Below are 9751 nucleotides of genomic sequence, written 5' to 3' on the forward strand. Positions count from 1 at the left end.
CATTCAGGAGAGTTTATGGACTGTCCCAAGTGTAAGTCTCCCGTTTCCGCCCGGTCCAGATTCTGCGACCAGTGCGGGACCAACCTGGTGAAGAATGTCGAGTTCCTGCATCAGAGGGCGCTCGATCATTATCACCGCGGACTCATCGACGAGGCCGTAAAGCTTTGGGACGAAGCTCTGAGCGAGAATCCGGAGTTCAGCAAGGGATACTACTATAAGGGACTAGCTCTGTATGACCGGGGAGATCTGCAGCTTGCCGTCGACGCCTTCAACAAAGCGCTCGAAAAAGAGCGGGAACCCTTCCGTGTGTATTTTAAGCTGGGAATGGCCCAGTACGGACTGGGGGACCTGGCGGCGAGCTCGGAGAGCTTCCGCAAGGCGCTGAAGATCAATCCCGGCAGCGCCGAGACCCATTATCGCCTGGGACTCTCCCACCTGCGCAATTCCGATCTGGATCAAGCGCAGGAAGCCCTTGAACAGGCCATCCGGATCAATCCCAAATACACTCGGGCCCTCTACATCCTCGGCATGGTCCTCTCCCAGAAAGGTGATCACGCCAAGGCGATCGACCAGTTCAGCAAGGTCGTGGAGATCAGCCCCTCCTATACTGCCGCCCGCTTCGATCTGGGCATGGCTCTGTTCAAGGAGGGGGATATGCCGCAGGCCGTCGAGCAGTTCGGCAAGGCGGTGGAAACCAGTGCCCGTTTTGCTCCCGGATATTTCATGCTCGGCGAGGCTTATCGCAAAATGGGGGAATTCGGAGATGCCATCAGCGCCTACAATCAACTGCTCAAGCTCAACCCGGTGGATGCTGACGCCTATGTTCGCCTGGCCGAATGCAATATGCAGCTCGATTTGATGGATGCCGCCCGCGAAGCTCTGAGCAAGGCGCTGGCCATCAACCCGAACAACCGTGATGCCCAATATCTGCAAAAGCATCTGGGCGAGATGACAACGCCCCATAAACCCGGATTTTAGTTCCTCGTAGAATAAGAGCCTAACTGCTTTAAGGAAGAGGATAGATTATGGAAATGTTGAGTCTGTCGAATGCGCCGCTCTGGTTCGTAGTCGCAATGATGGTGAAGATTGTGACCGTCTTTGCCGTGGTCATGGGAATCGTCGCTTACGCCACTTGGGTGGAGCGCAAGGTCATTGGCCACATGCAGACCCGTCTCGGGCCGATGAACACAGGCTGGCACGGTCTTCTGCAGCCCATCGCCGACGGTCTCAAACTCTTCTTCAAGGAAGATATCATTCCGGCCGAAGCGAGCAAAGTGCCCTTCATCCTGGCGCCCATGATGATTCTCGTCCCCGCCCTGATTACCGTTGCGGTCATTCCCTTCGGACCCGACATGGAAATTGGCGGTTACCTTATTCCGATGCAGATCACCGATCTGAATATTGGCATCCTCTACATCCTGGCCATGGCCGGACTTGGTGTCTACGGCATTGTCCTCGCCGGCTGGGCCTCCAACAACAAGTATTCCCTGATGGGGGGAATCCGCTCCTCGGCGCAGATGGTTTCCTATGAACTCGCCGCCGGGCTCTCCATCGTTGCTGTCTTCATGCTCTCTGAAACCCTGAGCCTGCGCGGCATCGTTGAGGCCCAGCAGGGTCCCTGGCTTGAGGCCCTCCCCTTTATCCCCAACTGGTACATCTTCTCCCAGCCATTGGCCTTCGGGCTCTTCGTGATATGCGGTCTGGCCGAGATCAACCGTACTCCCTTCGACCTTCCCGAGGCAGAGACGGAGCTGGTGTCCGGATTCTGCACCGAATATTCGTCCATGAAATACGCCCTCTTCTTCATGGCCGAATACGCCAACATGATCGTCATCTCCGCCATTGCAGCGACCCTCTTCCTCGGCGGCTGGGCTGGACCGTTTCCCGGCGCGATCAATCTACTGTTGAAGATCTTCGCCTTCATGTTCTTCTTCATGTGGTTGCGCGCCACCTGGCCGCGCGTCCGCTATGACCAGCTGATGTATCTGGGATGGAAGATCTTCCTCCCTCTCTCACTGGCCAATATCGTGGTGACAGGCGCCGTCGTCGTCCTTCTGCAGTAATCCTAACCCAGACAAGAGGATAGACCCATGTTCAAAGAGTTTGTCAAAGGTCTGAGCATCACCTTCAAGCACATGCTCCCGGGGCATTCGACCACGGTACAGTACCCCAAGCAGAAGCTTCAGCCTTCCGAGCGGTTCCGCGGTCTGCATCGGCTGGTGCCGACCCAGGACCGGGAGAAGTGCGTGGCCTGCTATCTCTGCCCGACGGTCTGCCCGGCAAAGTGCATCACCGTAGAATCGGCAGAGAACGAAAAGGGGGAGAAGTATCCCAGGGTCTACAAGATCGATCTTCTGCGATGCATCTTCTGTGGATACTGCGTGGAGGCCTGCCCCGTCGAGGCTATTGAGATGACCGGAAATTACGAGCTGGCCAATTACAAGCGCGAAGATTTCAACTTCACCAAAGAGCGGCTTCTCAAGTAAGCAAATAGGAGTGCTGAACTCATGGAAATTCTGTTTTTTTATCTGGTCGCCCTGATTGCAGTAATCTCCGGATTTCTGGTGATCACCTGCAAGAACCCGGTCAACAGCGCCATCTCCCTGGTGATGACCTTCGTCTGCCTGGCCACTTTCTACGTCATGCTCAAGGCGCCATTCATGGCCGCCATCCAGATCATGGTCTACGCCGGCGCCATCATGGTTCTGATCGTCTTCGTCATCATGCTGCTCAACCTCGGAACCGTCACCCGGACCAAAACCTCCCATTCCGTCGCCGGCGGTGCGGTGGCTGGGGCCCTGGTGCTCTTTCAGATGGTGTATCTCATGAGTCGCGGCGAGCCTTCCGGGGCGGTCGGAGAGATCACCAATGAAGTGGTGCAGAGCGTGGGACATACGGAACTGATCGGGCGAGCTCTGTTCATCGATTTTCTGCTGCCTTTTGAAATCACTTCCATCTTGCTCCTGGTAGCCATGATCGGCGCCGTGGTGCTGGCCAAGAGAACCGTCTAGCTGTAGACAAGGACAGGAGATAGAACATGCACGGAGTTAGCGTACACCATTATCTAGTGCTCAGCGCGATTCTGTTCTCCCTGGGGACCGTGGGCGTCCTCACCCGGAGAAACGCCATTGTCATTTTCATGTGCATCGAGCTCATGCTCAATGCGGTCAACCTATCCTTCATCGCCTTGTCGCATCATCTGGGTAACATGGACGGACAGATCTTCGTCTTCTTCGTCATGACTGTGGCCGCGGCGGAAGCAGCCGTCGGCCTGGCCCTGATGATCGCCTTCTTTCGCAACAAGGAATCGATCGACGTTGAGGAATTCAATCTGTTGAAGTGGTAGGTTCACCCGGGTTCGGTTAGGGGCTCAATCCGTTTAGAGGAGATATAGATGTACGACAAACTGTGGCTCATCCCATTCTTTCCCCTGCTGGGGTCCGTTATCAACGGGCTGCTCGGCAAGAAGATCAAGAATGAGAAGGTGATCGGCACCATCGGCACCCTGGCGATTGCTTCTTCCTTCATGGTCTCCTGCATTTATTTCTTCCGCCTGCTCGGCGATTCGGTCAAGTCCCATGAGCAGGTGGTCGCTTCCTGGATTTCCGTGGGACAGCTGCAGGTCGACTGGGGATTCCTCCTCGATCCCCTCTCCGCGCTGATGATTATGGTAGTCACCGGGGTCGGCTCACTGATCCACCTCTACTCCATCGGCTACATGCACGGGGAGGAAGGGTTTTACCGCTATTTTTCCTACCTGAACCTCTTCTGCTTCTCCATGCTGATGCTGGTGCTGGGGAACAACGCCCTGGTCATGTTTATCGGATGGGAAGGCGTCGGTCTGTGCTCCTATCTCCTCATCGGCTATTACTTTCACAAGAAGAGCGCCGGTGACGCCGCCAAGAAGGCTTTCGTGGTCAACCGCATCGGCGATTTCGGTTTTCTCCTCGGCCTCTTCCTTCTTTACTGGACCCTGGGTAGCAAGCACGGCGTCTGGACTTTGAACTTCACGGAGATCGCCCAACACGGACACCTGCTTGGCGCCGGCGGCACGGTGATCACCATCGTCACCCTCTGCTTCTTCCTCGGCGCCACAGGCAAGTCGGCTCAGATTCCCCTTTATACCTGGCTTCCCGACGCCATGGAAGGTCCCACCCCGGTTTCGGCCCTGATCCATGCCGCCACCATGGTCACCGCCGGCGTCTACATGATCGGCCGCATGAACGGGCTTTTCGCCATGGCTCCCGATACCATGATGGTCATCGCCATCGTCGGTGCAGCTACGGCCATCTTTGCCGCCTCCATCGGTCTGGCCCAGAACGACATCAAGAGGGTGCTCGCCTACTCCACCGTCTCCCAGCTCGGCTACATGTTCCTCGCCATGGGAGTTGGCGCTTTCACTGCCGGCGTTTTCCACCTGATGACTCACGCTTTCTTCAAGGCCTGTCTCTTCCTCGGCTCCGGGTCGGTCATCCACGCTCTTTCAGGGGAGCAGGACATGCGCTATATGGGCGGCCTGCGCAAGCACATGCCCTACACCCATATCACTTTCCTCATCGCCACCATAGCCATCGCCGGGATTCCGGGTCTTTCCGCCTTCTTCTCCAAGGACGAGATCCTCTGGTGGGCCTTTGCCTCCAATCGCGGCAGCTGGATTCTCTGGCTGGTGGGTGCCGCCGCGGCCGGCATGACTGCCTTCTACATGTTCCGCCTGGTTTTCATGACCTTCTATGGCAAGGAGCGCATCACCGATCATGCCCGCCATCACCTGCATGAATCGCCCTTCGTCATCACCCTGCCGCTGATGGTCCTGGCCGTCCTGTCCATCGTCGGGGGATACATCGGCGTTCCCGCCATCCTCGGCGGCGCCAACCATATACACCATTTTCTCGAACCGGTATTCGGCAGTTCGGTGGAAAACTACGGGATCGCCACGGGCCATTACAGCCATGCACTCGAATACGGGATGATGGGAATATCCATAGGCATCGCGGTGGTCGGCATCGCGCTGGCCTATATCATGTATCTGAAGAAGCCCGAACTTCCCGGGAAGTTCGTGGCCTCCTTCCAAGGATTGCACCGCGCCGTTTTCAACAAGTGGTATATGGATGAGATCTATGACACCCTCTTCGTCAATCCTACCAAGCGGCTCGGCACATTCTTGTGGAAAGGATTCGACGTGGTGGTGGTGGACGGCATCGTCAACGGTTTCGGCAAGGTCGTCAACGCCTGTTCGAAGGGTCTTCGATTCACTCAATCCGGCTTCGTGCACAACTATGCTCTTTCCATGGTCATAGGGGTGCTGGTGATCGTCGGCATCTACGTCCTCAGGTAAAGAACGCCGTCAGTTTTTCGATATAAGGAGCGATTTCCCATGGATAATCTTCTCAGCCTGATGACCTTCTTCCCGTTGCTGGGGATGCTGGTGCTGCTCTTCCTCCCCAGGGAAAACGGAGGATTGCTGAAGGGCTTTACCCTGGCCGTGACCCTCGTAACTTTTTTCATCAGTCTGCCCCTCGCCTTCGCCGATGTCTTCAAGACCTCCGGCGGGATGCACTTCACCGAATTCGCCCGGTGGATCAACATCGGCGATTATTTTCAGATGAACTACAACATCGGCATCGACGGCATCAGCCTGTGGCTGGTCCTGCTCACCACCTTCATCATGCCGATCGCCGTTCTGTCCACCTGGCAGGCGGTGGACAAGAATATCAAGGGCTTCATGGCTTTGCTGCTGCTGCTCGAAACCGGCATGCTCGGCGCCTTCGTCTCCCTCGACCTGTTCCTCTTCTACATCTTCTGGGAACTGATGCTGATTCCGATGTACTTCCTCATCGGCATCTGGGGCGGAAAGAACCGGATCTACGCCGCCGTCAAATTCTTCATCTACACCGCCGTCGGCTCGCTGCTGATGCTGGTGGCCATCATCTACGTCTACTATCACGCGGTGCAGTCGGGAGTGGACATCAGCGGCTTCAGCATCGCCGACTTCTACAAGCTTAGCATTGCTCCCGAGCTGCAGACCTGGCTCTTCCTCGCCTTCGCCTTCAGCTTCGCGATCAAGGTTCCCATGTTTCCGCTCCACACCTGGCTGCCCGACGCCCATACCGAAGCGCCCACCGCCGGTTCGGTCATCCTGGCCGCCATCCTGCTGAAGATGGGAACCTACGGCTACGTGCGCTTCGCCATGCCCCTGTTCCCCGACGCCCTGCAGACCTTCATGCCGGCTCTTGCCACCCTCTGCGTCATCGGCATCATCTACGGTTCTCTCGTGGCCATGATGCAGGATGACGTCAAGAAACTGGTCGCCTACTCTTCGGTGGCTCACCTGGGCTTCGTCATGCTGGGGGTCTTCGCCCTCAACATGCAGGGGATGGCCGGGGGGATGCTTCAAATGATCAATCACGGCATCTCCACCGGGGCGCTCTTCCTTATCGTCGGCTTCATCTACGAGCGCCGGCACACCCGGGAGATCTCCGAATTCGGCGGCCTGGCCAAGCAGATGCCGATCTTTGCCACCATTTTCATGATCGTCACCTTCTCCTCCATCGGGCTTCCCGGGACCAACGGCTTCGTCGGCGAATTTCTGGCGCTGATGGGAGCCTTCGAAAGCGAGTTGCGCTGGTATGCAGTGGCCGCCACTTCCGGGGTGATTTTCGCCGCCGTCTATATGCTCTGGATGTTCCAGCGTGTGATGTTCGGCGAGCTGAAGAATCCCAAGAATGCCGAACTCAAAGACCTTTCAGGTCGCGAAATTGCTCTGATGCTTCCCCTGCTGCTGTTCGTCTTCTGGATCGGAATCTACCCCAACACTTTCTTCGAGAAGATGAATCCGGCCCTGGAGCAGCTGATCGATCAGGTGAAGGGAAAACAGCAGGTGGCCGTCGTTCTGCAGGTCAATCCGCACCACCTGGAACTGAAATAAAGCAAAGATTCGAATAGCGATAACACCGCCTCCGGAGGAGCATTTCCATGGAAAATCTGGTGCAAATAGCCATGCAGAACGTCAATTTCGCGGCGATCATGCCTTCACTGGTCCTGAGCTGTTTCGGTCTGGTGCTCCTGATCGTCAGTGTCTTTTCCCCCCGAGGGAAGACGAGTCACGTGGCCTGGATCAGCGTCGTCGGACTGGTTCTCGCCGGCCTGGTCTCCGTAGCGGGATGGAACAATCCTCAGTTCGGTTTCGCCGGGCATGTGGCCTTGGACAATTTCGCCACTTTCTTCAATATCACCTTCCTGGTGGCGGCGGCTCTTACCATCCTCATGTCCGATGAATATCTCAAACGTGAAGGATACCCGATCGGCGAATACTATCCCTTGATCCTGTTTACAACGGCGGGCGCCATGTGGATGGCTTCGGGGACCGACCTGATGACCATATTTCTCGGTCTCGAAGTCCTCTCCATCTCCCTCTACGTCCTAGCCGGCCTCTTCCGCGGACAGACACGCTCCAACGAGGCGGGGCTCAAGTATTTTCTCCTCGGCGCCTTCTCCACCGGTTTTCTCCTTTACGGAATCGCGCTGATTTACGGGGTTTCCGGAACCACCAACATTGCAGATATCGGACAGTATCTTGCCGCTCATCCGGCGGCTCTCGGCAATCCGATGACCGTCGCCGGAATGCTTCTTCTCTCCGTCGGCTTCCTGTTCAAGATCGCCGCCGCTCCCTTCCACATGTGGACTCCGGACGTCTACCAGGGAGCGCCCACCCCGGTGACGGCGTTCATGAGCGCAGGTCCAAAAGCCGCTGCCTTCGCCGGATTTATCCGCGTCCTCGTGCTGGCCTTCGGCGGCATGCAGGAAGAATGGACCACTCTGCTCTGGGTCCTTGCCGTGTTGACCATGATCGTCGGCAACGTGATTGCCATCAACCAGACCAACATCAAGCGGATGCTGGCCTACTCCTCCATCGCCCATGCCGGATACGCGATGGTGGGGATTGTCGCCGCCAACACTATCGGAATCTCCGGCGTACTCTTTTACCTGCTGGCCTATACATTCATGAATCTCGGCGCCTTTGCCGTCCTCGTTCTGGCCGGCAAAAAGGGTGAGGACAACCTCACTCTGGAGGGTTTCGCCGGCTTCGGTTACAAGCGGCCTTTCCTCGGCGTGGCCCTGACCGTCTTTCTCTTCTCCCTGATGGGAATTCCGCCCACGGCAGGATTCGCCGGTAAGTTCTACATCTTTGCCGGGGCCATCGAAGCTGGATACATCTGGCTGGCTGTGATCGGGGTGCTCAATTCCGCCGTCTCCCTGTATTACTACTTGCGGGTGATGGTAGCCATGTACTTCAAGGAACCCACCGAGGATTACGGATGGGTGACCATGCACGTAGGAACAGTCGTCTCCATAATTCTGGCCCTCGCCGGAATCCTCTACCTGGGAATTATTCCCGGCGGAGTGATGGAAATGGCCAAGCTCGCAATCTTCTGATCCTGTCCTCTGACATGATTCGAAAAAACCCCGACCCCGTTCGGGGTTTTTTCGTTTCGCCTCGAAAGAAAGAGTGTTGTTTTGCAAATACCTGAAAATAGAGTTAGATTTATAGGGTCTGGTAAATTGAAAAAGATCGCGAGGAATAGCAGATGCATGAAAGGCCTTTGCAGGGGGTGCTGACGAGGGAGCGGTTCGATGCCGTGCTGTTCGATCTGGACGGAGTGCTGACCGATACGGCAAAAGTTCATGCGCTCTGCTGGAAGAGGATGTTCGATGAGTTCCTCAAGCGACGCGCCGACGGGCAAGCAGAGGTTTTCCTCCCCTTCGACCTCAACGCGGATTACCGGCAGTATGTGGATGGAAAGCCGAGATATGAAGGGGTCCGGGATTTCCTTGCCTCCCGCGGAATCGAGCTTCCCCAGGGCGAGCCTTCGGAACCGCCCGGCTGGGAAACCGTGAGCGGACTCGGCAACCGCAAAAACGAGCTGATCAATGAGATTCTCGCCACCGAAGGTGTCGACGTCTATGAGAACTCCGTTGTCCTTGTTCGACGCCTTCTCGGGCAGGGATTCAGGACCGCGGTGGTGTCATCGAGCAAAAACTGCGAGGCGATCCTTAAGGCCGCCAACATCTACGACCTTTTCGAAGTGCGGGTTGACGGCGTGGTGGCGGCGCGTGAACATCTGCCAGGGAAGCCGGCGCCCGACACCTTTCTCAGGGCCGCCCGCCTGCTTGGGGCCGAGCCTCCGCGGACGGTTGTGGTCGAGGATGCCATAAGCGGCGTCCAGGCCGGCAGGGCAGGCGGATTCGGATTGGTGATCGGAGTCGATCGCCACGACGACGCCGAGGCACTGCTTGGGGGTGGGGCTGATATCGTCGTCGCAGACCTGGGGGAGTTTCTTCCCTGACCGGGTCCCAGATCGGGAAGCGCTTTCAGGGGGCTGACATGGCAATGGCGTGCAAAAAGGTGACGCATCGATGATACGACACGAGACCCTCAATCCCCCCCCGCACATCTATCCCGTCGACGGCTGGAAAATCATCGAGACCCGATTTTATCCTCGCTTTCTCGCCCAGACCGAGACTCTCTTTTCCATTGGAAACGGTTATCTGGGGCTGCGCGGTAATTTCGAGGAGGGGAATCCAGCCTTTCAGAACGGAACGTTCGTCAATGGTTTCCACGAGACCTGGCCGATTATTTACGGGGAGAAGGCCTTCGGTTTCGCCAAGACGGGGCGACATGGCAATGGCGTGCAAAAAGGTGACGCATCGATGATACGACACGAGACCCTCAATCCCCCCCCGCACATCTATC

9 protein-coding genes and 1 pseudogene are annotated in these 9751 nt (G+C 56.9%); all 10 read left to right on the top strand.

The features are described from left to right. Positions 1-15 precede the first annotated feature (15 nt). Positions 16-978 carry a tetratricopeptide repeat protein gene (locus DTF_RS0117340; RefSeq protein WP_027716350.1) on the top strand — a complete coding sequence of 321 codons (963 nt, stop codon included), beginning with the start codon at positions 16-18 and terminating at the stop codon, positions 976-978. Positions 979-1031: 53 nt separating this feature from the next. Next, positions 1032-2063, top strand: coding sequence for an NADH-quinone oxidoreductase subunit NuoH (nuoH, locus tag DTF_RS0117345; RefSeq protein WP_369798628.1), 1032 nt, complete (start codon positions 1032-1034; stop codon positions 2061-2063). A gap of 27 nt (positions 2064-2090) precedes the next feature. Further along, positions 2091-2486 carry an NADH-quinone oxidoreductase subunit I gene (locus DTF_RS0117350; RefSeq protein ID WP_027716352.1) on the top strand — a complete coding sequence of 132 codons (396 nt, stop codon included), beginning with the start codon at positions 2091-2093 and terminating at the stop codon, positions 2484-2486. Between the two features lie 21 nt (positions 2487-2507). After that, on the top strand, positions 2508-3011 hold the full coding sequence (locus tag DTF_RS0117355; RefSeq protein WP_027716353.1) for an NADH-quinone oxidoreductase subunit J: 504 nt from the start codon (positions 2508-2510) through the stop codon (positions 3009-3011). 26 nt (positions 3012-3037) lie between these two features. Then, positions 3038-3346, top strand: coding sequence for an NADH-quinone oxidoreductase subunit NuoK (gene nuoK / locus DTF_RS0117360; protein ID WP_027716354.1), 309 nt, complete (start codon positions 3038-3040; stop codon positions 3344-3346). A gap of 48 nt (positions 3347-3394) precedes the next feature. After that, entirely contained in the window at positions 3395-5335 is a 1941-nt protein-coding gene (gene nuoL / locus DTF_RS0117365) for an NADH-quinone oxidoreductase subunit L (RefSeq protein ID WP_027716355.1), read from the top strand. Between the two features lie 39 nt (positions 5336-5374). Further along, positions 5375-6925 (top strand): NADH-quinone oxidoreductase subunit M, encoded by a 1551-nt coding sequence (locus DTF_RS24230; protein WP_035057804.1) that lies wholly within the window; start codon positions 5375-5377, stop codon positions 6923-6925. 47 nt (positions 6926-6972) lie between these two features. After that, the gene (locus tag DTF_RS0117375) at positions 6973-8433 is read left to right on the top strand and encodes an NADH-quinone oxidoreductase subunit N (protein ID WP_027716356.1); all 1461 of its coding nucleotides are present in this window, start codon (positions 6973-6975) and stop codon (positions 8431-8433) included. A gap of 152 nt (positions 8434-8585) precedes the next feature. Continuing rightward, positions 8586-9344: an HAD family phosphatase gene (locus DTF_RS0117380; RefSeq protein WP_035057807.1), complete on the top strand. Its 759-nt coding sequence runs from the start codon at positions 8586-8588 to the stop codon at positions 9342-9344. A gap of 70 nt (positions 9345-9414) precedes the next feature. Further along, positions 9415-9751 (top strand): annotated as a pseudogene (locus tag DTF_RS27370) (hypothetical protein); the annotation flags it as partial.

This window comes from Desulfuromonas sp. TF (assembly GCF_000472285.1).
GTDB lineage: Bacteria > Desulfobacterota > Desulfuromonadia > Desulfuromonadales > ATBO01 > ATBO01.

What these genes read in the sequence shown, in the direction of transcription:
- DTF_RS0117355 (WP_027716353.1), top strand. Translation starts at nt 2,508, where the DNA reads ATGGAAATTCTGTTTTTTTATCTGGTCGCCCTGATTGCAGTAATCTCC.
- nuoH (WP_369798628.1), top strand. Translation starts at nt 1,032, where the DNA reads ATGTTGAGTCTGTCGAATGCGCCGCTCTGGTTCGTAGTCGCAATGATG.
- nuoK (WP_027716354.1), top strand. Translation starts at nt 3,038, where the DNA reads ATGCACGGAGTTAGCGTACACCATTATCTAGTGCTCAGCGCGATTCTG.
- DTF_RS0117375 (WP_027716356.1), top strand. Translation starts at nt 6,973, where the DNA reads ATGGAAAATCTGGTGCAAATAGCCATGCAGAACGTCAATTTCGCGGCG.
- DTF_RS0117350 (WP_027716352.1), top strand. Translation starts at nt 2,091, where the DNA reads ATGTTCAAAGAGTTTGTCAAAGGTCTGAGCATCACCTTCAAGCACATG.
- nuoL (WP_027716355.1), top strand. Translation starts at nt 3,395, where the DNA reads ATGTACGACAAACTGTGGCTCATCCCATTCTTTCCCCTGCTGGGGTCC.
- DTF_RS0117340 (WP_027716350.1), top strand. Translation starts at nt 16, where the DNA reads ATGGACTGTCCCAAGTGTAAGTCTCCCGTTTCCGCCCGGTCCAGATTC.
- DTF_RS24230 (WP_035057804.1), top strand. Translation starts at nt 5,375, where the DNA reads ATGGATAATCTTCTCAGCCTGATGACCTTCTTCCCGTTGCTGGGGATG.
- DTF_RS0117380 (WP_035057807.1), top strand. Translation starts at nt 8,586, where the DNA reads ATGCATGAAAGGCCTTTGCAGGGGGTGCTGACGAGGGAGCGGTTCGAT.